The organism is Arthrobacter sp. Z5-13, assembly GCF_056499105.1.
This window is the reverse complement of the sequence record NZ_CP096460.1, coordinates 1,425,640-1,447,771: the sequence shown is the minus strand read 5'-3', so window position 1 is coordinate 1,447,771 and position 22,132 is coordinate 1,425,640. Positions and strand designations below refer to the sequence as shown.

The following is a 22,132-nucleotide window of genomic DNA, read 5'->3' as shown; positions in this document are numbered from 1 at the left end:
ATGCGATGGGAAGCAGCGGATCAATAGCGCGTTCAAGAGTACAGCCCTTTCAGGAATCGGCCGGTCGGTCCTCAATCACTCCGCCATACCAGTGCTCAATGAGGGACCTCGAGATGGAAAGCCTGCTCGATATCACGACGTCACCCCGAAGGACTGCGTCCTGCAGTTCTGCGCGGTTAAACCAGCGGGCCCTGGTGACCTCCACGCCGTCGGGCCGTGGCTCGACGTCGGACGTCAGGGCAGTAAACCCCAGCATGAGGGACGCAGGGAAAGGCCAGGGCTGCGAGCCAAGATACTGGCAAGCAGTTACGCGCACCCCTACCTCTTCAAAGATTTCCCGGACCACGGCCTGCTCAAGGGATTCCCCCGGCTCCACAAAGCCAGCGAGCGTTGAATAGTTTTTGGCATCCGCAGGCCCTCCGCCGCCAAGAAGCAACCGGCCGTCCGCGCCAACCACCGTGACGATGATCGCCGGATCCGTCCGGGGATAATGCTCCGAACCGTCCTCAGGGCACCGGCGAACCCAGCCGCCGGCTTCAACAATGGTCCTGGCTCCGCAGCGCGGACAGTGCGTATGGGTGCCGTGCCAGTTGGCAATGGCGCTTGCTTCGACGAACAGCGAGGTATGCAGGGCATCCAATTGTGCGGCTACGTCTCGAAAAGCGGCCCACTCTGCTGCCTCTGGAATACCCGGAGTGCCAGGAGCCAGGGTGTCAGCGAGGACGAAGAGGACGATCCCGGTGCCTGGGGCGATTTGGTCATCCTCCAGTGGCGACCCGAGATAAATGGTGTGATCCGGCTGCACGCCCGCTTGGGCCAGGCTGCGAGCCAGGGAGTTAGCTTCGAGGAGCACAAGCTTGTTTGCATGCACCAAGGCTTTCCTGCCAGCGAGGACCATAGCCTGGGCTTTTCCCGATTCGATGAGGGCCTGGACCATTCCTGGTTTGAGGCGCTCCGAGGATCCACGATCCATCAGGGCCGGGCGGACGGGAAGCACGTTGTCCGCCAAATGGTTGGCGCTCACGGAGTGAGCCGCAAGCCCGCCTGGTTCCTGCGATTCCTGCAGCCGCTGGTGCTCCTGTGCAAATCCGTGCTGCGGTACAGGTGGCTCAGCAAGACTCATGTACCTACCGTACTGACTCGGGCTGACAATTGATATTTCGCGCCCTTCACCGCGCTGGAGTGCAGAACTCTGTGATTTGTTCCTTATCTCAGGACTCGCCGGACCACATCATTGTCTTGGGCGCGGGTCAATCTACCGTGGAACCGTGAGAAGAAAACCGATCGAACTGGCAGCCGTAGCAACTGCAGCAGTCCCAGGACTGACTCCTACTGCCGTTTCATCTGCCCCTGACGACCCCGCGGACTTCGACTCGGCTCTCCTCCTCGACTCAGAAGGAAAACGCTGGCGGGTACGTTCCCCCAGGCATGCAGAGGCTAGCACCCGGTTGGAGACCGAGTTTATGGTGCTTAAGGCTTTTGCGCCCGGTATCCGGGCAGAGCTCCCTTTCCTGATGCCGACGGTGGCGGGAACCGTGCGGCAAGGCGCCCTCACAACCTTCGTATACTCACACCTGGCCGGAGCAACCCGGAGCGTCGAAGAACTCAGTTCAGGCTCAGACGAATTAGCGCGGGAGATCGGCGCGGCCCTGGGTGCAATCCATGATCTGCCTCATTGGCTGGTCAGCAACGCTGATTTGCCGAGCTATACCCCTAACGAGTTCCGTCAGCGCCGCCTCAACGAGCTCGACCAGGCTGCAACCACCGGCAAAATCCCCGCCGTCCTGCTGCGCCGCTGGGAGCATGCCCTTGAAGACGTTTCGCTGTGGCGCTTCAACCCCTGCGTAGTGCACGGCGACCTGCACGAAGACAATCTCCTGGTCGAGGGACAGCGTGTAACGGCAGTAACAGGTTGGACTGACCTGCGCATCGGCGACCCGGCGGATGACATCGCCTGGCTCGTAGCTTCCAACGAACAGGGTTTCGTGGACGCCGTTCTTCGCCACTACACCAGTGCCCGGCGGGACTCTCCGGACAACCATCTGCTCCGTCGGGCAGCGTTGTCAGCGGAATTCGCGTTGGCGCAGTTCCTGGTTAAGGGCGTGGCCTCGGGCGACCAGGGCATGATTTCCGAAGCCGAAGAGATGCTGTCCGCCTTAGCGGGGGACATCGTCGAACATGGCGGACAACCCATCAGCGTCGAGCCACTACCTCCGGCGGCCGGGACCACCTCCGTGGGGGAAACGGGGCAGGTGAACGCGTACTCGGTCACACCCATCCCCCGGGGTGCTTCCGAAGGGGGCCGGGTGGAGGAGACCCTCCCGGCGGTCCAGGTGACACCGATCCCGGTTACCGAGGCATCGCCGTCGAAGGACAAGGCCGCGCTGTTGACGCATTCGGACGAGAGCCTTGGCGAGGGAGCCCCCTCTGAAAAAGATGCCGAGGCAGAGGCTCGGCCTGAGGAAGACGTGCCGGCACGCGGCAGCTCAGAGAAGGACCGGAACGACCCGGACGGAAGCAACCCCTCTCCTTCGTCAGGCGTGGCAGGCTCCCCCGATGACACTTCCACCGCCGCCCTGAAAATCGTTGACCTGAAGACTTCCTAGGGCTGTCCCTCCGGGTGGCCCGAGCTGAGCGCCGCGGTGATGATTTTCTCGAGCTGCCCGGCCGAGCCGAGGTCGTGCGGACGGATAATCTGGTTTTCGGAGACATAGTAAAAGGCAGCCCGGACATATTCCAGGGGCACGCCCTTCAGCCGGGACCATGCGAGCCGATACACCGCAAGCTGGACGGCCTTGGTCTCAAGCTGGCGGGCAGACGGAGGGCGGCCTGTCTTCCAATCCACAAGGTCCCAGCGTCCGTCCGCGTCCCGGAACACGGCGTCGATCCGGCCACGCACGACGACCTCTCCAATGCGGGTTTCCACCGGAATTTCTACGTGGACAGGTGCCCTGTCCGCCCACTCCGAGGACCGGAAAGTCTCCACCATGCTCTCCAGCCCGTAGGCCTCGTCGATGTGTTCGTCAGATCCTGCCGCTTCATCAAGATCCAGCATTCCGGCCGTGCCGAAGTACTCCTCCACCCAGGCGTGGAATGCGGTTCCTTTCCGTGCGGACATCCCCGGTTCGCGGGGGACCGGCCGTCGAAGCCGGGCGAGAACGGCGCCGGGATCGTCATTGAGATCCACCAAAGTCGAAGCAGAAATGTGGCCCGGGAGGTGAACGTCCTGCACAGTTGAACGCTTAAAGCGGCGCTCCAGCAGCATCGAGGCTTCCCTCGCCCAGGCTCCTGCAACTCCCTTAAGTTCCTTCTGCTCCGCGCTGAGCTGTGTCAGGTCAGCTTGCTGCTGTTTCACTGCCTCTGGCAGCTGTTCGTCCGTATCGGAGTTTGCAGCTGTTTCCAGACCCGCCCGGACGCGGGCTGCGGCAGCTTCCATGACCTCGCGACGGCCTGGAACCAGGCTGAGGCGTGTCCCGGTACGGGGATCAATCGGTCCCTCAAGCGGGTCATAAGGCCACTCTGCCACCTCAAGTTCCTGCCTCAATGGGCTTTGTTCGGGAACGGACGCCTCCTCTATGGAGGAAACGTGCACAACAGCTTGGCCTTGTGGCGGTTCTCTCCGCTGCCCGCCGACGTGGTGCTCCCCTCCGGCTGGCGCCAGAGGTGCTGTCAGAGGGGCAAGATCGGAAAGGAAAGGCGACATCTCCGCCATACCCGAGCGGGAACCCACCCAAGCGGCGCTTGAGACCCACAAGACGAACTTAGCGCGTGTATAGGCAACATACGCCAACCTTCGCTCTTCCGCCTCGGAGTGCGTCTGGACGGCTGCCTTGAAGTCCTTTTCGGCGTCAAGCCACCCCTTCTGATCCGGCTGGTCAAGATCCCATTGCGGCAGGTCTGCATGGTCGCCCCTCAAGGGCCAAGGCAGGGCCGCGCTCCCGCTGCTCCATCGCGAATCACGATTGCTGGGAAATGAACCCGCGTTCAGGCCAGGGACGAAAACGACGTCCCATTCGAGCCCCTTGGATGCATGAACGGTTAGGAGCTGCACGGCCTCGTGGTTCACCTCCGGCGGGGCGGCGTCCAGCCCTCCCTCCTCTGCCGCAGCGGCTTCCAGCCAGGCGAGGAAGGCGAGGACATCTATCCGCTGGGAGGTGTGCAGAAATCCAACGGCGGCATCGTGAAAGGCATCCAGATTCCGCCGTGCTTGGTGGATACTGACCCCGGGACGGGCAGCGACTTCGATGTCCAGCAACATGGCTCGTTCCACTTCTCCAAGCAGGGTGGTGAGGTCATCTCCCATGAAGCCACGCAATTGCCTCAGCTCAGCCGAGAGCCGTTTGAGCCTGTCCAGGCCGTCATTGCTGATCACACGTCCATGTGCTGACACCCACCCTTCCCTTGGCAAACGATCCAGTGCTTCGACAAGACTGGCAGCATCTGTAAGGTCACTCTCGATCACCGTTACCGAGTCGTCCGATTCAGTGTCTTCGGGAGCAATAAAGCCTTCGTGGGACCTCCGCCGTGCAAGGAATCCAGACCAGTCCCGGAAAGCCATGAGGTCTGCTGGCCCTATCCGCCACCTTGCGTCGGCGAGCAAACGCATGAGGGAATCTGAACGCCCCGGGTCTGCCAGGACCCTCAGCGTCGATACAAGGTCAATGATTTCAGGCGTATCAAGGAGTCCACCGAGACCGATGATTTCGTAGGGTATCCCCCGTACCTCAAACTCCCGCCGGACACATTCCATCTGCGCCCTCCGCCTGCAGAGCACGGCCATAGATGGCGGAACCCTGTCCGCCTGGATGTTCTCTTCAAAGTCGGTGAGCCGATATCTCAAAACGTCTCCGGCTATAGCCACGGCCTCGTCTGCATCGGTCGCGAAGCGCCCGATAACCACTTGTCCGGAAACGGCAGCAGGACTGGGCTGCAGCGGGGGCACCTCAATCGCTGCACCGGCACTGCGTTGACCTGCCGGCCCCCTTTGCGCGCCGGCAGCACTGAGGGGGGCTGAAATAACGTTGGCAGCAGCGAGAATGTTTTTTCCGTTGCGCCAGGCTGTAGTCAGGTACGAGACCGGGGCAGGCGTCCACACCTTCGCCGGCTCGCCTGCGCCCGCTCGTCGTGGGCCTTGCCCAGGGCCAGCTGCCGGTACAAGCAAAGGAAACTCGCGGACGAAATGGAACAGCTGCCCGGCCGAGGCGCCCCTGAACCCATAGATGGATTGGTTGGGATCACCGACTGCCGTTACGGCATGGCCGTTTCCGAACAGGCGTGAAAACAGGACCAGCTGAGCGTGTGACGTGTCCTGGAACTCGTCGAGCAGGACGACTTTGTATCGCTGCCGCTCCAGGTCGGCTGCCAGGGGAATGTCTCTGGCCACCCGGGCTGCAAGCGCTACCAAATCGCCGAAGTCCAATGCACCCCGGGCCCGTTTTGCCTGTGAGTAGCGTGCCACCATGTCCGCCACGCTCGCCCGGGTCCGGAGCATGGCTTCGAGCTCCGCCACCGCCTGCGTCGGATTCTTCTTAGCACCTTCCACATATGGCAAAGACCCAAACTCTGCCACACGCGCCATCAGCCAATCCTGAACCTGAGCGGGCTCCTGGAGGTGTTCGGCACATTCTCCCGCCAACTGGATGACGGCCTTGACCAGGGTGGACTTGGCGGCCCGGAAGTGCGCGTACTCGCCGTCGTAGGCCTCTACCACCTCGCTGGCGAGCTGCCAGGCCTGTGCACCGCCAAGCAGCACAACATCCCGTTCCACGCCCAGGCGAAGACCGTAGTCCGACACGATGCCGCTGGCATAGGAATGGTAGGTGGAGACTTTGGGTTCGAGGGCATCTGCGTCCACGAGACCGGCCGGGAGGATCTGATGTTGCTTGTCCTCGGCGGCGATGCGCTGCAGCACCGATAACTTGGCCCGGATTCTGCTGGCCAGCTCGCCCGCGGCCTTGCGGGTGAACGTCACGCCGAGTATTTCCTCGGGACTCACCCACCCGTTTGCGACCAGCCAGACCACCCTGTCCGCCATGGTGGCCGTCTTTCCGGAACCCGCCCCCGCAATCACGAGCCGGGGTGAGAGCGGGGAGGAGATGATGGCCGACTGTTCCGGCGTAGGACGGTTCCTTTCCCCGAGGAGAGCCGACAATTCCTCCGGGGTAAAGCGTGGTTCCGGCGTTGGTGAAGGGGCCCCGATTGACGGGGGCGTCGTGGGGACGGTTTGGATGCTCATTGGGTGACCTGCTTTCCGCGAAGACACAGCGGGCAAACCTCAGGCAACCTGCAGCCGTGGCCACCGTGCCCGCCCTTGGAAGGATCGTGGCGCGCTTCAAAGGTGCTGCCAGACATGGCCCGGGCAGCCTCCATCACCAGGTCCAATGCCCAGTTGTCCGCGGGATCCAAGGCGTCCTGCTGCTGAACGGAGGGACTCTTGCTGCTGGTTCCCAGCTGCGCGAGAACCGCTCCCCCGGGCTGGAAGGCAGGCCTGGAAACGCCATCTGGAGTGGTCGTCGAGTCGAAGCCACCGGCGAGTACGGCTGCCTGATAAGCGCCCAACTGGGGATGCCGGCCGACTTCCGCCTTTGCAGGTTGCCGTTTGCCGGTTTTGAGGTCGACCACCACCAACTGGCCCTCAGCGTCAATCTCCAGCCGGTCTACCTGGCCACGGAGAACGGCATAACGGATCGCTTCGGAGGCTTCTCCCGCGCCGGAGCTGTCATCGCCAGGGACGCTCCCCCCAGCACTGTTATCGCCAGGAACCCTTTCGCCAGGAACTGGACCCACCACGTCCGGAAGCTTGACTTCAAAATTCTCTTCGACGCCCACCAGACTCCGGCCTTCACTCCGCATCAGCAACACGTACTGGGCAAGTTTGCGTACCATCGATTCAGCCCGCTGGAAGTCAAGCTTGCCTTCCCAGTTCTCCTTCATGCCCAACGTGGGCCAGCGGCGCACGAGTTCGGCGAGGTACTCACCGCCAGAGGCATCGGGCAGATCCTGGGCGATCGCATGCACGAGCGTTCCCAGGCTACGGGCAAAGTCCGTAGCAGGCTCACCTCCGGCAGCCTGGATAAACCAGTCCAGGGGCGATTTATGGACAGTTTCGACCTTTGACGGTGACACCGACACTGTCCCGCCTTCGGGCACTACCGGCCGATCAGACGACAACGGGGCCAAGCCCCACCACGTATCGGGGTGGGCCCCTGGGACAGGCGGCTCCACGGAGGCGAGTTTGGCGAGAATCCTGGCTGCTTCATGGGCTTCGGGTGCAAATCTTCCCTGCAACTGAACGTACTGCCGGAGCTCCGCCACCAGGGCGCGCAGTGTCAGGGGCCGCTCCACGGTGGTGAAGCTCCGCCTCTCCTGCCCCGGGTGCAAGGGTGAAACGTAGTCCAGAAAAGAGGAGGCCTGATCGTCCTCAGAGGAAACAGCAGTGCAAATCAATACGTTCCGGGCGCGGGATACGGCAGTTGAAAAGCTTCGCAGTTCGTCGTATCGGATCTCATGCAGTCTGCTCAGTGGGCCAAGCTGCAGTGCGTAGTCCACCCCGTGCTCCACCGCGTCCGCGAAGAGGGTACTCCCCAGCAATTCGCCGCGTAAGCGGGTATTGGGCCAAACGCCTTCCTGCAAGCCTGCAATGATCACCATTGGCCATTCCCTGCCGGCAGCACTGGCCGGTGTCATAAGCTCAACGGCATCCTCGAGCTGGGCCCGGGCAGCCAAGGTATCCATGGGCAGTTCCTGATTCAGCAGGTATTCCAGGAATTGTTCGGGACCCGAGCCCGGCAGCTGGTCAACAAAACGTTCGGCCGTGTGGAACAGCGCCATCATGGCATCAAGATCCCGATCCGCGCGGGCACCGGCCGCCCCTCCGTTCAAGGCAGCCTCGGCCCACCTCGACGCCAGTCCCGTCGAGCTCCAGAGCGCCCAAAGAACTGTTTCAGCGTTCGCCCCCGGTTGTCCGGCAGCCTCCCGGCCGGCCCGGATCATGCGCGCCACCCGGCGAGCAGACTGCCCCTCGATACCAAGACTTCCCAGTGCGCCCGGTTCCAACAAGGCTTCCACCAGGAGCGCATCGCTGGAACGCCCTCCTCCACCCAGAATCTCTTCGGAGCGAAGGGCCTGACGGAGGCGCCTCAGCTCGATCGGGGTGGAGCCGCCGATACGGGAAGTAAGCAACGAAACAGCCGATTCCGGAGTGAGATCATCTGGCTCCAGCGCAACCGCATAGGCATCCAGGAGCGGACGGACAGCCACCTCGTCACGAACCGCTGACTCCGCGACGGGGACCCGCACCGGAATCCCCTGCCCAGACAAATAGCGCTGAAGCTGGCTGAGTTGCCCGCCGTTCCTGACAATTACAGCGATATCACCGAGTTCGCGCCCGTCTTTCAGCTGTGCTTCGAGAATGCGTTGCGCCACATAACGGAGTTCATGAACAGGGGATGGCAAGAGGTGTGCCTCCACCCTTCCACTGCTTTTTCGGCTGTCGCCAAGTTCCAGGCGCCGTGCGGAGTTCCCACCGGCTCGGCGGGATATCCGGGAAGCAACCGATAACCAGGCTTGAGCGACGACGGGACTATGCCGGTGCATGTGGCTGAGAGGACGTTCCAAAACACTGTGGCCGTGTGGTGCCAGCAGCTCAGGCAAAGCGGATACAAGGTCCGGGCGGGCGCCGCGAAAGCCCTGCACTACTGTGTCCGGGGACGATGCGACGTAGACATCCTTCCCGGTACCTATGTCAGTGAGCAGCTCAAAAACGGCAGGGTTTGCCTCTTGCATGTCATCCACCAGGATGAGCTGCAGACGGTCCCGTTCGGCCGAAAGAAAGCCAGGATGATCCTGGAATATCTGACGGGCCGCAGTGATGATCCCGGCAGGATCAAAGGCTTCCGGCATGCGCAGGTCCAGTACATCCCGATACTCAGCGTAGAGGGCTGCGGCCGCGGTCCAGTCAGGACGGTCGCATTTCATTGCAAGGGAAGCCACGTCTTCCGGAGTCCGCCCCGACTCGATGATGCGGTCGAAAAGCTGTCGTACCTCCTGCCGGAATCCCCGGGTTTCCAGCGCGGCTCCTAGATCTCCCGGCCAAGGCAACTCCAAGCCGGGGACGGAATGGCCCTCAAGCAGTTCCTTGATGATGAGATCCTGCTCCGGACCTGAGAGCAGCTTGGGTGGTCTTGGCAGTGGGAGTATGCCTTCCGCCTTGGCGCGCCGGATCACATCGAATGCGTACGAGGCCCAGGTGCGTGCCGGCGTCGTACTCAGGCTCCTGTCCAGCCGTGCGGTGAAGCGATCACGAAGGGAATCGGCGGCAAGCCGCCCAGGTGCCAGGATCAGGATCCTCTCGGGATCCACTCCGTCCTGTTCCACGCGCCGGACTGCGGCTTCCACGAGTACCGTGGTCTTTCCTGTCCCCGGGGCTCCGGGAAGGAGGACCGGCCCGGAGCCCTGGGGAACAGCCACCGCAGCAAGCTGGTCAGGCGACAGTTCCGGGACGCCATGATGGACTCTTTTGGGCGCAAGGAGCCGGAGGCGTTTCCCCGCAGCCTCGAATGAGTGCACTTGCTGGTCCTGGATAGTTGCAGTCACCCAGACATTCCATCATCCGCCACCGACAATTCTTGAAGCCGGCTCTCAAGGTGCCGGGCAATTTCATCAATACGGTCAAAGTCGTTGTCAGAAGGCGCCCAGCGCGCGGACCTGAGGTCCACCCGCCATCGCCCTTCACCCGTCCGTAGATACTCCTCGATATCCCCGCGCAGCGGAGTCCTTTCTTCAAGGTAGTGGCGAAAGGCTTTCGCTTCGAGTCCGGGAGGTGCTTCGCCGCTGGCCCGCAGGATCCTCCACCAGGGAACCGGATTACCGTAGTGGCTCATCACAGCTCCGACTTGCCGTGGACCACCTGAGCCCAAGAGTTCGGCTACATCACCGTATGCCAGGACCCTGCCTGCCGGAACCAGTTCAACGACGGCAATAACAGCCTCGACATACTCCGTCCGCATGGCCTCCAGACTATCTGCTGCCTTCAGCAGATAGGGTTCAGCCGCCCCGGCGCGGCACTCCGAATATTGTCCGCGCCTGCAGGTAGCGTAATCGCATGAGCACCTGGAACACCCGCCCCCGCGCCGCCTTCGATCTCGAAACCACTGGCCGGAACTCGCGAGCGGCAAGGATTGTGACAGCCTCAGTTACGCTTGTGGATGCCGACGGCGAAGTGGTCAGGGAGCACGAATGGCTGGCCGACCCCGGGGTGGAGATTCCTGAAGAGGCCAGCGAGGTGCATGGTGTCACCACCGAACGTGCCCGAAATGAGGGACGGCCGGCCCCCGAAGTCACCCGTGAGCTTGCCGCGGTGCTTCAGGAGCTTTTTAACGACGGCGTCCCTGTCATCGCTTTCAACGCCAGCTACGATTTCACGGTCCTTGCTGCAGAGTCCGCCCGGTACGGCGTTCCGCAACTCACGCGTTTCCCGGTGCTCGATCCCTTCATCATGAACAAGCAGGTTGACCGCTACCGGAAGGGCAAGCGCACGCTGACAGCCCTCTGTGAGGAGTACGGGGTGAACCTGGACAACGCACACACCTCGGCAGCCGATGCCCTTGCTACACTCCGCGTCCTCGATGCCATGGCGGGCAAGTTTCCCAAACTCAGAATGCCGGCCAGTCAACTGCATCAGCTCCAGGTGGACTGGGCAGCCACTCAGGCTACCGATTTCCAGACCTATCTGCGGAAGACAAAGCCGGCAGCAGTTATTGAAGGCGAGTGGCCGGTTCTTCCGCCGGAGGATGCCAGCCGCGGGGACTTCTAGCCTGTAGCCTCAAACCCGTTTCACGAAGCTGACCTCTCCTTTCTGTCCTGCAGATCGCTCGCCGCAGCCGTTTGCGTGGGTTTCTCCATGGGACACACATCACATCCTCAGGCCACCCTTCCCGCAACAGTTTTGGCTGCCAACAATTCAGCCTTAGTCACAATCCACTGAGACCCTCAGGCGGGATTGACCGAGAAATCCCGAATTGTGCAGCCAGGCACTCGATTAACCGAATTTAATGCGGAATCGACTCCCTTACAGGCCCGCTGACATAATTTAGTGCAGAAGCGAGCTTGTGCTATGTCCTGCCCAAGCCCTACCGCCTGAGGATAAATGATCACAGTTACCGACCTTCGTAAGGTCTATCGCCAGGGGAAAAAGGAAGTGGTTGCCCTCGACGGCGTCACCCTTTCCGTTCCCAAAGGGTCCATCCATGGCATTATTGGCCATTCCGGCGCCGGAAAATCAACTCTTGTGCGCTGTCTGACCCTCCTGGACCGTCCAACGTCCGGCTCCGTCAGCATTGACGGCACCGAGTTGAGCTCCGTAAAGGATTCCGAAATCCGGACGGCGAGGCGGCGGATCGGCATGGTCTTCCAACATGCAAACCTCATGGACTCCCGCACCGCCGCCGGTAACGTGGCGCACCCCTTGGAGCTCGTCAAAACGCCCAAGGACCAAGCCCAGGGCAAGGTTGCCGCGCTCCTGAAGCTCGTGGGGCTCGAGGGGTTCGAGAACGCCTACCCGTCGCAGCTTTCGGGTGGCCAGCGCCAGCGCGTGGGCATTGCCCGGGCACTGGCTTCGGATCCCGATGTCCTGTTGTGCGATGAGCCAACCTCTGCACTGGATCCGGCCACGACGGACGAGATCCTTGACCTGATCCAGGATCTCACCACGCGGCTGCAGCTGACCGTGCTGATCATCACCCATGAGATGAATGTGGTTAAGCGCGTGTGCCATTCAGTGTCCCTGCTTTTCAAGGGGCGCATCATTGAGCACGGCGCCCTGCAGGACGTCGCCGGCGATCTGGAAAGCAAGCTGGCGCGCGCGCTCCTGCCGTTGCCGCCGTCGGAATCCCTCCAGGGTTCCCTCGAGGACGGACCTGTACTTGAAATCCTCTTCGCGGGCGACAGCGCCAAGGAACCCGTAATTACCGGCGTCGCGCGGCATTTCGACATAGATCTGAACGTCCTCGCTGGCAGCGTAGAGACATTGGGTGGCCAGCAATTCGGGCACCTCCGGGTGCAACTGGACCGGAACGCGGACATCGACGCCGTGCTGGCTTATCTGAACGCCCGCGGGATCAGCGCCAAGCGCGCCACTCCCGAAGCCCAGGTTCAGTACCAGGCGACAGGAGAGAAGAAGTGAACGAGATCTTCGGCAACCCTGTACTTGCGAAGGCGCTTCCGGAGGCCATCGTGGAAACACTCCAGATGGTGGGAATCTCAGCATTCTTCACCGTCCTGATTGGCCTGCCCCTTGGTGTCTTTCTACACGTGACCGCCCCGGGCGGTTTGCGTCCCATGCCCGTCACAAACCGGGTCATGAGTGATGTCATCGTCAACATCACCCGCTCCATTCCCTTCGCGATCCTGATGGTGGCGCTTATCCCGCTTGCGCGGTTGCTGACTGGCACGAGCCTGGGCCCCGTTGCCGCATCCGTGTCGCTCTCCATCGGTACGATTCCGTTCTTTGCCCGCTTGGTTGAAACCTGTCTGCGTGACGTCCACATCGGAAAAATCGATGCTGCGCAGGTTATGGGGTCCACCACTATGCAGGTCATCAACAAAGTAATGCTGCGGGAGTCGCTTCCGGCGCTGGTGGCTGCGACCACCACCACCGTTGTCACCTTGGTGGGATATTCCGCAATGGCCGGCCTGGTTGGCGGCGGCGGACTCGGCAAACTGGCCTACAACTACGGCTTCCAGCGCTTTGACGTGACCGTCATGATCATCACCATCGTCCTCATCATCGTCCTGGTGCAGATAATCCAGCTCGTGGGCGAATGGATCGCCCGCAGCCTCGATCACCGCTAGGCCCTCCTAGATCACTGCAGCGGTAACCACCGGCTGCATTTACGCCGGAACACCATCTGGGTAACAGCCCTGCCTGCGTGCTCCCAGTTATTCGAAAGGAACGCACTAAATGCGTAAGTCACTCACTCTCCTGGCATCAGGGATCGCTACAGCATTGGCGTTGACCGCTTGCGGCGGTTCAGCCACCTCCACCTCCGAGGTCAAGGAACTTGACCCGGCAAACCCGGTGACCCTCACTGTTGGAGCGAGCCCCGTTCCGCACGCCAGGATTCTCGAATTCGTGAACACCGAGCTCGCTCCGAAGGCCGGCCTCAAGCTGGACATCAAGGAAATCGAGGATTACCAGACCCCCAACACCGCGTTGAGCGATGGCTCCCTGGACACGAACTTCTACCAGCACCTGCCGTGGTACGAGGACCAGGTGAAAACCAAGGGTTATGACTTCGCCCACGGTGAGGGCGTCCACATTGAGCCTTACGCCGCCTTCTCTGAAAAGGTCAAGGACGTCAAGGACATCGGCGACGGCGCCAAGGTTGCCATCACCAACGACCCGTCCAACCAGGTGCGCGCGCTCAAGGTCCTGCAGGTTGCCGGCCTGGTCGAAGACATCAAGGATGACTCCTCCGTGCTGAATTTGACGGATGCCCAGAACCCGAAGAAGCTGAAGTTCTCGGAAAACCAGCCGGAACTGCTGATCAACGACCTCAAGGATCCGTCCGTGGACCTGGCGCTGATCAACGGCAACTTCATCCTCAAGGCCGGGCTCAGCACGAAGGACGCGTTGGCTGTCGAGTCCACGGACAACAATCCGTATGCCAACTTCCTCGCGTGGCGGGCAGAATCGAAGGATGACGCACGCATCAAGAAGCTCGATGAGCTCCTGCACTCCCCCGAGGTGAAGGCCTTCATCGAGAAGGAATGGCCTAACGGGGACGTAACCTCGGCCTTCTAAGCCGCTGGCGCTTGTACTTCAGGCCTTAAATCACTTTGGCACCCGCTACAGCGGGTGCCAAAGACATTTAAGGGGCACTACTTCGACAGGAACCTAAACGTTGAGGCTGACGGGGGCCTTCGCTGCTGCAGCAGCCCGGGCGGCTGCTGGAAGCGCGTCGAAGATCCTGTTCATGGCCGTGTCGTCATGCGCAGCTGAAAGGAACCAGGCCTCGAAGACCGACGGCGGCAGGTAGACTCCCGACTCCAGCATTGAGTGGAAGAAGGGAGCGTAGCGGTAGGTCTGCTGCGCCTGCGCCTCCTCGTAGTTGCTGATGCCATTCGCTGACGTGCCAAAAGCCAGCGAGAACAGGTTCCCGGCACGTTGAATGGAGTGGTCCACTCCTTCCGCATCCAAGGCCGAAGTCAGGGCCGCGGAAAGCTCCAGTGAGCGCGCATCCACAAAGGAGTACACGTCGGCCGTCGCATGGGTAAGGGTGGCAACTCCCGCGGCCATCGCGACGGGGTTCCCGGAGAGGGTACCTGCCTGGTAGACGGGACCTGTGGGAGCGAGGTAATCCATGACATCGGCGCGGCCGCCCAGCGCCGCCGTCGGCATTCCTCCGCCGATTACTTTTCCGAACGTCAGCAGGTCAGGACTCCAGGGATCAACCGCGCCCGCTGCACCGCCGGTAAGGCCCCAATATCCCGAATACCCGGTGCGGAATCCAGTGAGGACTTCGTCGAGAATCAGCAGCGCCCCGTGTTGGGCGGTGATGCGTGAAAGACCCTCATTGAATCCGGGCCCCGGAGTCACTACGCCCATGTTCGCCGGCGCAGCCTCAGTAATCACGGCCGCGATGTTCGGACCATGCTTTGCGAAGGCGGCCTCAACGGCTTCAATGTCGTTGTAGGGCAGGACAAGAGTTTCGGCAGCAGTCGCTGCGGTCACCCCAGCGGATCCGGGCAGCGCAAGGGTGGCCAGGCCCGAACCGGCCGCAGCCAGCAGTCCGTCAAGGTGCCCGTGGTAGCACCCGGCAAACTTGATCACGAGGTTACGGCCTGTGTATCCACGGGCCAGCCGGATGGCCGTCATGGTGGCCTCGGTACCGGTGGATACCATCCTCACCCGCTCTACCGCGGACACACGTTCCTTGACGATGGCTGCGAGGTTGGCTTCATCCGGCGTTGATGCTCCGAAGGACAGTCCCCGGTCCACTGCGGCGTGGACGGCCTCGAGAACCGCGGGGTGGGCGTGGCCCAGGAGCGCCGGTCCCCAGGAGCAGACCAGGTCTACATACTCGTTGCCATCTGCGTCGGTGAGGTAGGGCCCCTGCGCCGAGACCATAAAGCGGGGTGTGCCACCCACCGATCCAAACGCCCGGACGGGAGAATTCACACCGCCAGGCATGAGCTGCCGGGCGCGGTCAAAGAGTGCCTCGTTACGAGGGGTGCTGGAAATCATGATTCCTATTCTTTCAGTTCAGGGCAGCGGTTCGGAGTCACTGGTTCGTCTTTTGCGGGGCCGGGGAGGTTGCCGCTGCAGTAAGCAGCCGGGCCACCCGCGGAGCCACCTCGGTGCCGAACAGTTCAATCGAGCGCATCATGGCCGGGTGCGGTAGAGAACCGCTGCTGTATTTGAGGTCGAAGCGATCCACCCCAAGGTTTCTTTTCAACAGGGCGATCTTCTGCGCCACGGTCTCGGGAGAGCCAACGTACAGGGCACCTTCGGGCGTACACATGGCGTCGAACTCCCGCCGGCTGCCCGGTCCCCAACCACGCTCTGAGCCAATGCGGTTACGGAGTTCCAGCCAGTGCGGAAAGTACTCATCCCGGGCTTCTTCATCGGTGCCGGCGACGTGGCCTGGCGAATGCGTGGCGATTTGCCGCATGGGATGCCCGTACTTGGACATGGCTTCCCTGTAGAGGCCAACCAGCGGAGCGAACGAGCGCGGCTCGCCGCCGATGATGGCAAAGATAATCGGATAACCGTATTCTGCGCAGCGCAGGACGGACTCGGGGGTGCCACCCACCCCGATCCAGGCCGGCAGGAGATGATGCTCAAGTGGCGGATAGACGGTGAGGCCCTTGACCGGAGGCCTGGTCCGTCCCTCCCAATGAACGGGTTCCTGAATACGGACCTTGTCGAACAGCTCCACCTTTTCTTCGAAGAGGAGGTCGTAGTCGGCGAGGTCCAGTCCGAACAGCGGAAACGACTCGATGAAGGAGCCCCTGCCCAACATCACTTCAGCGCGCCCGTTGGAGATGGCGTCTACCGTCGAGAAACGCTGGAAGACCCGGATCGGGTCGTCAGAACTCAGGACTGTCACTGCGGATCCGAGTCTGATCTGCTTGGTTCGGGCAGCAGCCGCGGCAAGGAAAACTTCGGGGGCCGAGATGGCGTAATCCTTGCGGTGGTGCTCCCCCACTCCGAAGGCATGAAGTCCGACGGCGTCCGCCAGTTCAGCTTGTTCCAGCACCTGCCGCAGCACTTGGGCATGCGGAACCGGCTGACCGTCGGGGTAAACGCCTACATCACCAAAAGTGTTCAGGCCCAGAAGAATCCGCTCCGGCCCAACAGGAGCCGTGGGATCGGCGATATCGGTGGTCACAGGGATTCCTTCAGCCAGCCTGCGAGCTCAGCTGCCCAGTACGTCAGAATCATGTTGGCTCCTGCGCGCTTGATACCCAGTGCTGACTCGGTGATGGCCGCTTGCCTGTCGATCCAGCCGTTGGCTGCCGCGGCTTCAATCATGGAGTATTCCCCCGAGATCTGATAGGCGGCAACGGGCACCGGACTCATGGCAGCGACGTCTGCCAGGATGTCCAGGTAGCTCATGGCAGGCTTCACCATGACGATGTCAGCGCCTTCAGCCAGGTCCAGCTCCACCTCGCGGATGGCTTCGCGCCGGTTGGCCGCATCCATCTGGTACGTGCGACGGTCCCCCTTGAGCTGCGAGTCCACCGCCTCTCGGAACGGCCCGTAAAAAGCGGAGGCATATTTGGCGGCATAAGCCACCACAGCAGTATTCGTGTGTCCGGCCGTATCCAGGGCGTCCCGGATTGCCGCAACCTGCCCGTCCATCATTCCCGAAGGCCCGAGCATGTGCGCGCCGGCGTCGGCCTGGGCCACCGCCATCTTCGCGTAGATCTCCAGCGTCGCGTCATTGTCCACATAGCCGCCGGAATCCAGGACACCGCAATGTCCGTGATCGGTAAATTCGTCGAGGCAGACGTCGCTCATGACCACCAGTTCGTCGCCCACTTCAGACCTGACATCACGGATCGCCTTGTTAAGGACACCGTCCGGATCAAGCGACGCACTTCCTTCTGCGTCCCGTACCGACGGGATGCCGAAGAGCATGATGCCCCCGAGCCCCAGGCCTGCTGCTTCGGCGGCCGCCCGCTTGAGGGTGTCGGTGGTGTGCTGCACCACTCCCGGCATGGACGCGATGGAGTTGGGTTCGGACAGCCCCTCCCTGATGAACGCCGGAAGGATGAGTTCTGCCGGCGCGAGACGGTGTTCAGCTGTCATCCTTCGAATGGCGGGTGTGGTGCGCAGCCGGCGTGGTCGTTGATTCGGGAAGCTCATGGTGTGTGGTCCTTCACGTGTCCTGGCTACTGTCGGATGGCGCAATGTGGTGGGGGTAAGTTGGGAGAGCGGGTTCAGTGGGAAGAATCTGCGGAGAGGGCATCGGCAATCGCTTGAACCAGGCCCTCGGTGGTGGGGGCATCGGCTGTGGCAGCCACAGGGAGTCCGACAGAGTCCGCTTGGGCGGCTGTGGACGGTCCAATTGCCACCAGACGGCAATCGCCCAGCGGCCGCAGGGCTGCGTGGATGCGCTCGACGGCGCTCGGGGAAGCAGCTACCACCACGTGCAGCCTGCCCGCGGCCAACTCGGCTTTGGCCGCGGCCGGCGTCAGTGCGGCGGTTGAAAATGGTCCGGATTCATCTGCACCTGGGCCGCCCTGCGTGTCTAAGCCAGGCCCCACATTTGTGCCGAGCCGTACGGCCAGGGAACGGCCTGGGTCTGCAGGGTAGTCAACGGTCCGGTAAGCCGTCACAGGCTGCACGGTGGCCCCCCGTGACCGCAGCCCGCGGGCAAGTCCCGGATCGGCAAGGTCAGCTTGCGGCAGGAACACCATGCCCTGAGTGGGAGGCCAGATGTCCAAAAGCCCTGACGCGGACTGCTGATCCTCCTCCGGCAGGAGATCCACGTGCAGCCCTCTGGAGAGCAGGGCGTCCCGGGACCTGGTACCAACAGTGGCAACCCGCACGGAGCCCGGGACCCAGCGGCGAAGGTCGGTCCCACGCTCCGCAGCCTTGATCTCCAGGGCCTGCAGCGTCGTCGTGCTCGTGATCACCAGCCATTGGTAAGCCCCTGCGCCCAACGCGTCGAAAGCAACATCAAGGGAGTGCTGGTCGCTGGCGAGTTCAAAATCGATCAACGGCAGCACCAGAGGCTCGGCACCCAGAGCCCGCAGGGCGGCAGCCAGAGGTTCCGCCCGGTCCGCGCTGCGGGTAATCAGGATCCGTGCTCCTTCGAGCAGCCTTGGGCCCGAACCTGCGCCAAGCACGCTGCCTGAGGTGGACTCCGCGCTGTGCCGTCCCATTCTGCTGGATGCCGTCCGGCTCAGGAAGCAGCCAGATCGGCGATGTCGGCTGCACCGCGCCCCAGCAGGACTTCGGCGAGTTCGATCCCCAGGAGCGTGGCTCCTACTTCGGTAAGTCCATCGGAGGCCCGCTGATCCCGTACCGTTGCCGTGCCGTCCACGGCGCACACCACAGCTTCGAGGTACAGCATGCTCCCCTTGCGGTAGGCGTAGGCTCCCACCGGAGCAGCACAACCAGCTTCCAGCCGGGCGAGCAAGGCACGTTCGGCTGTCACCGCCAGGCGAGTGTCGGCGTCCTCGAGTGCCGCGAGTGACTGGGCCAGCACGCCTCGTGATCCATCGCTGGAGCCTGGCCTTGCTGGAGCGTCGGCGATACGGCATTCAATGGCCAGCGCCCCCTGCCCTGCTGCGGGAATCATAACGTCCGTTTCGAGGAACTCACTTACCGCGTCCAGCCTGCCGATTCTTTCCAGGCCCGCAGCGGCGAGGACGACGGCGTCGAGATCGCAGGACTTCCCACTGACGACGGCGTCACTAGTGTTTCCCGGCAAGCCGGGGACACGACCCAATCGAGTATCGACGTTGCCGCGGATGTCCACGATCTGAAGATCGGGCCGGGCGGCGCGAAGTTGGGCGGCGCGACGCGGTGAGCCTGTCCCGACGCTGGCCCCCGTGGGCAGATCTGCCAGTTTGAGGCCGTCACGGGCGCACAGGACATCCCGGACGTCCACGCGCTTGGGAGTGGCAGCGAGAGCCAGTCCGGGAGTGCCTCCGGTGGGCAGGTCCTTGAGGGAGTGCACAGCCACATCGCAGACATCGCGGAGGAGAGCATCACGCAAGGCGGCTACAAAGACACCGGTTCCACCCATCTGGGACAGGGAGCCCGTCAGGACGTCGCCCTCGGTCTTGATGTGCACGAGTTCAACGGTAAATCCCCCGACGGCGGCCAGCTGGTCTGCTGTCTGCTGCGTCTGGGTGAGAGCCAGTTTGCTCGCCCTTGTTCCGATCCGTACGGTCATGGAGCTACCCGCTCGGAAGGGTAAGGATCGTGTCCGGTTCCCACTGTGGTGTCGGCTCCCGCGATGGTCGGCTTCTCGCCGCGGAAGTTGGCGCAACAGCCGGGACGGCAGACGTCATACCAGGGGCCCAGCTGGGTCAGCGCGGGACGGTCCTTGATGTTGTCGCTTGCAGTTCGCTCACAGATCAGGTCAACGAGGCCCTTGACGAACTTTGTGTGGGTACCCGGCGTCGGAACCCGCGTGGCTGTTATTCCGAGATTGGAGCATGTTTCCAACGCTTCCGTGTCCAGGTCCCAGACAACCTCCATGTGGTCACTGACGAAGCCCAGAGGCACGATCACAATGCCTTTGATGCCCTTTTCGGCCAATTCTTCGATGGCGTCGTTGATGTCCGGCTCCAGCCAAGGAACATGGGGAGCGCCTGAGCGGGACTGATAGACGAGCGACCAGGGTGCCGTTTGTCCACTCTGTGATTCCACCCGGCGCATCACTTCTGCACCCGTCGCCAGATGCTGCGCCACATATGCGGAGTCTTCGGCAAAGTGACGCGGCTCGTCCGCCGAGCGGCCGGCGGCCTCGGCGTCGCGGGTGGGGATGGAGTGCGTGGCGAACAGGATATGGACTGGGCCGTCAGGGGTTCCGGCAGCAGCCAGCCTTGCCTGTACATCTGCGAGCCCGGCGGCTGTTCCTTCGATAAAAGGCTCAACAAATCCCGGGTGGTCAAAATACTGACGGACCTTGTCCACTTCAAGCTTGCCGTCCAGGCCCGACTCCGTCAGGGCCATGCCAATGTCCTCGCGGTACTGGCGGCAACTCGAGTAAGACGAGTAGGCGCTGGTGGTGACCATCAGGAGCCGGCGGTGGCCGGCGTCGTACGCATTTTGCAGAGTCTCCGGAATGTACGGATCCCAGTTCCTGTTCCCCCAGATCACCGGAAGGCTCATACCGCGGGCGGCCAGTTCAGCCTCCAAAGCAGCCTTCAGCTCGCGGTTTTGCTGGTTGATGGGGCTGATCCCGCCGTTGGCCCGGTAGTGATGTGACACTTCTTCGAGCCGCTCGTCGGGAATTCCGCGTCCGCGAGTGACATTGCGAAGGAACGGGATCACGTCGTCCTGCCCTTCAGGGCCACCGAACGAGGCGAGCAGTACGCCGTCGTACTCTTTAGGATCCATCCGGCCCGCTTCGGTAACAACGTTCACGGCCGTCAGCTCATCCTGGGGATCAAGTGGGCTCACGAAAGGACCTCGGCAATCTCTGCAGGAGAAATCCGCCGGCCTGTGTAGAAGGGGATTTCCTCGCGGACGTGGTTGCGTGCTTCAGTGGCGCGCAAGTGGCGCATAAGGTCAACGAGGTCAACGAGCTCGGGAGCCTCGAGGCCCAGAATCCATTCCCAGTCGCCGAGGGCGAAGGAGGAGACAGTGTTGGAGATGACCTGGGGAAATTCGCGTCCGAGCATTCCGTGGTCCCGCAGCATCTTGCCGCGCTCGGCCTCAGGGAGCAGGTACCACTCGTAGGAACGGACGAACGGGTAGACGCAGAGCCATTCAGCAGGCTCCACACCGCGGGAGAACGCAGGGGTGTGGTTCTTGGCGAATTCGGCTTCCCGGTGCACACCCATAGCCGACCAGGCGATTTCCGTACCGGCGAAGAGCTTGCTGCGACGGATGGACCGCACGCCCTGCTGGAGTGCTTCAGGACTGGATCCGTGGAGCCACACCATAACGTCGGCCTCTGCACGCATGGCCGACACATCGTAGCTGCCGCGCAGCGTCACACCGTCTTCACCAAGTCGTGTAACAAGAGCTTCGAAGTCGGCGGCAGCATCGCCGCTGCGAAGGACGTCCTCAGAGCGCTTGAATACCGTCCAGAGGGTGAAAAACTGCTCTGTTGATTCTTCGGTTTTGGTGACAGATTCGGCAGAAGTGTGGCTCATGGGTACAAGTCTGCCCCCTGCTGGCGCCTAAGTCGAAACCAGTGACTTCTACAGTGCGTAGAAGTGGTGCAAATCACAAACTGGGCACTTTTTGCGCTTTTATGCCCTGCGTAACCTGTAATAAATGACAGCCGAAACGCCGGATAAAAGAACCAACGCAATGCCCCACCAAAGCAGTCGTGAAGCTTCGTGGTCAACGTTGGCCACCTGCCTCAGGGCCGGCTTCTCACTGGTGCTGCCTTGGGCCTGGACCTCTCCGTATGGACGGTTCAGAGGCGCCTGGCCGTAGACAGAATCAGTTGCTGCCGGCGGCGGGGAGTACATGGGCTCCCCAGCGACACCAGAATCTGATGCAACACCATCCGGGTCAGGACGAACAGTTTCAGCGGCCGGAGGGGCAGGCTCCGCTGTTGGGGATACAGCCGGTTCCGGCACGGGTTTCCCACGCTTCGGCTCCTGTGCTGGCGGCGCGGGAGTGCCCTTGGCGTCGGCCGGAAGCTGCGTATCCGAAGAATCAGTCGTCACCGTGGGCGACTGCATCGGAGCAGAAGATGAAGACTGGGCCGCTGGAACAGCGACCACCGCATTGGAAGCAGGTGTGCCTGCGACGAAGACCAGAACCGCTCCAAGCGAGGCTGCTGCCGTACCGCGTCGAAGACCCCCATGGAAACCAGTCAGCGTCCTGAAAATGATGGACCTCTGAGTAACCATAAATAACGACCCTAGCGACTGAAGCCGGACTATGGGAATTTGCAGTCGTCCGATGATGGCGGGCGACGACGGAAAT

Annotated in this window: 17 protein-coding genes; 5 read left to right on the top strand and 12 right to left on the bottom strand. The window is 62.3% G+C overall.

Features of this window, described 5'->3' with window-relative positions:
* Positions 1-49 precede the first annotated feature (49 nt).
* Positions 50-1,123 carry an NAD(+) diphosphatase gene (nudC, locus tag M1E02_RS06875; RefSeq protein WP_479377350.1) on the bottom strand — a complete coding sequence of 358 codons (1,074 nt, stop codon included), beginning with the start codon at positions 1,121-1,123 and terminating at the stop codon, positions 50-52.
* Positions 1,124-1,268: 145 nt separating this feature from the next.
* Here nudC and M1E02_RS06870 point away from each other — a divergent pair, with 145 nt between their 5' ends.
* A complete protein-coding gene (locus M1E02_RS06870; protein ID WP_479377349.1) occupies positions 1,269-2,606 on the top strand; it encodes a macrolide 2'-phosphotransferase in 1,338 nt (445 codons plus the stop codon).
* Here M1E02_RS06870 and M1E02_RS06865 read toward each other — a convergent pair.
* Genes M1E02_RS06865 through M1E02_RS06855 form a run of 3 tightly spaced genes read right to left on the bottom strand, consistent with a single transcriptional unit; the run spans position 2,603 to position 10,007 of the window.
* Positions 2,603-6,235, bottom strand: coding sequence for an ATP-dependent helicase (locus M1E02_RS06865; RefSeq protein ID WP_479377348.1), 3,633 nt, complete (start codon positions 6,233-6,235; stop codon positions 2,603-2,605). The two genes, M1E02_RS06870 and M1E02_RS06865, sit on opposite strands and share 4 nt — an antisense overlap.
* Entirely contained in the window at positions 6,232-9,594 is a 3,363-nt protein-coding gene (locus M1E02_RS06860) for an ATP-dependent helicase (protein ID WP_479377347.1), read from the bottom strand. Before M1E02_RS06860 ends, M1E02_RS06865 begins: the two co-directional genes overlap by 4 nt.
* Positions 9,591-10,007, bottom strand: coding sequence for an MGMT family protein (locus M1E02_RS06855; RefSeq protein WP_479377346.1), 417 nt, complete (start codon positions 10,005-10,007; stop codon positions 9,591-9,593). Before M1E02_RS06855 ends, M1E02_RS06860 begins: the two co-directional genes overlap by 4 nt.
* A gap of 95 nt (positions 10,008-10,102) precedes the next feature.
* Between M1E02_RS06855 and M1E02_RS06850 the strand changes: the two genes are divergently transcribed.
* The 4 genes from M1E02_RS06850 (at position 10,103) to M1E02_RS06835 (ending at position 13,801) form a co-directional block, all read left to right on the top strand.
* A complete protein-coding gene (locus M1E02_RS06850; protein ID WP_479377345.1) occupies positions 10,103-10,813 on the top strand; it encodes an exonuclease domain-containing protein in 711 nt (236 codons plus the stop codon).
* A gap of 333 nt (positions 10,814-11,146) precedes the next feature.
* Complete coding sequence (locus M1E02_RS06845; protein ID WP_479377344.1) at positions 11,147-12,181, top strand: methionine ABC transporter ATP-binding protein; 1,035 nt, start codon at positions 11,147-11,149, stop codon at positions 12,179-12,181.
* A complete protein-coding gene (locus M1E02_RS06840; RefSeq protein ID WP_479377343.1) occupies positions 12,178-12,849 on the top strand; it encodes a methionine ABC transporter permease in 672 nt (223 codons plus the stop codon). The genes M1E02_RS06845 and M1E02_RS06840 overlap by 4 nt, the downstream gene beginning before the upstream one ends.
* Before the next feature lie 109 nt (positions 12,850-12,958).
* Entirely contained in the window at positions 12,959-13,801 is an 843-nt protein-coding gene (locus M1E02_RS06835) for a MetQ/NlpA family ABC transporter substrate-binding protein (RefSeq protein ID WP_479377342.1), read from the top strand.
* Positions 13,802-13,894: 93 nt separating this feature from the next.
* On the opposite strand, the gene hemL is transcribed toward M1E02_RS06835, so the two are convergent.
* The 8 genes from hemL to M1E02_RS06795 form a co-directional block, all read right to left on the bottom strand.
* Positions 13,895-15,244: a glutamate-1-semialdehyde 2,1-aminomutase gene (gene hemL, locus M1E02_RS06830; RefSeq protein ID WP_479377341.1), complete on the bottom strand. Its 1,350-nt coding sequence runs from the start codon at positions 15,242-15,244 to the stop codon at positions 13,895-13,897.
* Between the two features lie 37 nt (positions 15,245-15,281).
* Complete coding sequence (locus tag M1E02_RS06825) at positions 15,282-16,391, bottom strand: LLM class flavin-dependent oxidoreductase (RefSeq protein WP_479377340.1); 1,110 nt, start codon at positions 16,389-16,391, stop codon at positions 15,282-15,284.
* Positions 16,388-17,371 (bottom strand): porphobilinogen synthase, encoded by a 984-nt coding sequence (gene hemB, locus M1E02_RS06820; RefSeq protein WP_479377339.1) that lies wholly within the window; start codon positions 17,369-17,371, stop codon positions 16,388-16,390. Before hemB ends, M1E02_RS06825 begins: the two co-directional genes overlap by 4 nt.
* A 74-nt stretch (positions 17,372-17,445) precedes the next feature.
* Complete coding sequence (locus M1E02_RS06815; RefSeq protein WP_479377338.1) at positions 17,446-18,393, bottom strand: uroporphyrinogen-III synthase; 948 nt, start codon at positions 18,391-18,393, stop codon at positions 17,446-17,448.
* A gap of 20 nt (positions 18,394-18,413) precedes the next feature.
* Positions 18,414-19,412, bottom strand: a complete 999-nt coding sequence (hemC, locus tag M1E02_RS06810; RefSeq protein WP_479377337.1) for a hydroxymethylbilane synthase — start codon at positions 19,410-19,412, stop codon at positions 18,414-18,416.
* Positions 19,409-20,647, bottom strand: coding sequence for a ferrochelatase (locus tag M1E02_RS06805; protein WP_479377336.1), 1,239 nt, complete (start codon positions 20,645-20,647; stop codon positions 19,409-19,411). Before M1E02_RS06805 ends, hemC begins: the two co-directional genes overlap by 4 nt.
* Positions 20,644-21,345, bottom strand: coding sequence for a hydrogen peroxide-dependent heme synthase (gene hemQ, locus M1E02_RS06800; protein ID WP_479377335.1), 702 nt, complete (start codon positions 21,343-21,345; stop codon positions 20,644-20,646). The genes M1E02_RS06805 and hemQ overlap by 4 nt, the downstream gene beginning before the upstream one ends.
* Before the next feature lie 99 nt (positions 21,346-21,444).
* On the bottom strand, positions 21,445-22,056 hold the full coding sequence (locus M1E02_RS06795; protein ID WP_479377334.1) for a hypothetical protein: 612 nt from the start codon (positions 22,054-22,056) through the stop codon (positions 21,445-21,447).
* Positions 22,057-22,132: the final 76 nt, after the last annotated feature.

Excerpts from the sequence above, each read along its gene's own strand:
- hemC (WP_479377337.1), bottom strand. The coding sequence starts at position 19,412 with ATGACCGTACGGATCGGAACAAGGGCGAGCAAACTGGCTCTCACCCAG.
- hemL (WP_479377341.1), bottom strand. The coding sequence starts at position 15,244 with ATGATTTCCAGCACCCCTCGTAACGAGGCACTCTTTGACCGCGCCCGG.
- M1E02_RS06835 (WP_479377342.1), top strand. The coding sequence starts at position 12,959 with ATGCGTAAGTCACTCACTCTCCTGGCATCAGGGATCGCTACAGCATTG.
- M1E02_RS06795 (WP_479377334.1), bottom strand. The coding sequence starts at position 22,056 with ATGGTTACTCAGAGGTCCATCATTTTCAGGACGCTGACTGGTTTCCAT.
- M1E02_RS06845 (WP_479377344.1), top strand. The coding sequence starts at position 11,147 with ATGATCACAGTTACCGACCTTCGTAAGGTCTATCGCCAGGGGAAAAAG.
- M1E02_RS06865 (WP_479377348.1), bottom strand. The coding sequence starts at position 6,235 with ATGAGCATCCAAACCGTCCCCACGACGCCCCCGTCAATCGGGGCCCCT.
- hemQ (WP_479377335.1), bottom strand. The coding sequence starts at position 21,345 with ATGAGCCACACTTCTGCCGAATCTGTCACCAAAACCGAAGAATCAACA.
- nudC (WP_479377350.1), bottom strand. The coding sequence starts at position 1,123 with ATGAGTCTTGCTGAGCCACCTGTACCGCAGCACGGATTTGCACAGGAG.
- M1E02_RS06815 (WP_479377338.1), bottom strand. The coding sequence starts at position 18,393 with ATGGGACGGCACAGCGCGGAGTCCACCTCAGGCAGCGTGCTTGGCGCA.
- M1E02_RS06850 (WP_479377345.1), top strand. The coding sequence starts at position 10,103 with ATGAGCACCTGGAACACCCGCCCCCGCGCCGCCTTCGATCTCGAAACC.
- hemB (WP_479377339.1), bottom strand. The coding sequence starts at position 17,371 with ATGAGCTTCCCGAATCAACGACCACGCCGGCTGCGCACCACACCCGCC.
- M1E02_RS06855 (WP_479377346.1), bottom strand. The coding sequence starts at position 10,007 with ATGCGGACGGAGTATGTCGAGGCTGTTATTGCCGTCGTTGAACTGGTT.